The organism is Bacillus sp. SIMBA_008, assembly GCF_046535495.1.
In the GTDB taxonomy this organism is placed as follows: domain Bacteria; phylum Bacillota; class Bacilli; order Bacillales; family Bacillaceae; genus Bacillus; species Bacillus subtilis.
The window spans coordinates 1-254 of record NZ_JAWRWL010000866.1; the positions used below are offsets into that span (position 1 = coordinate 1).

Here is a 254-nt window from a genome sequence, read left to right on the forward strand (position 1 = left end):
GAATCAAACACTTACTGATGTAAAAATAAGTGGATTTCATAATGTGTATCATGCTATAGAACAAAAAATCCAGCATGAGATAAAGGAATTACATAACAATATTAGGAGTAATCAACATCTGTATGAAAACTACACCATCAAACTTCACAATATTACAGAAGAGCTCAAACAGCGTATGAAAAATAACGATGATAAACGTTTTTTGAAGTCCTTAGCGATTTATCGCTTGGATGTACAGCGAAAGCTAGATGGAG

General features: G+C 32.7%; 1 pseudogene. It reads left to right on the plus strand.

Going from position 1 to position 254, the window contains the following annotated elements:
- Positions 1–254: pseudogene (locus SB658_RS25815) on the plus strand (recombinase family protein); the annotation flags it as partial.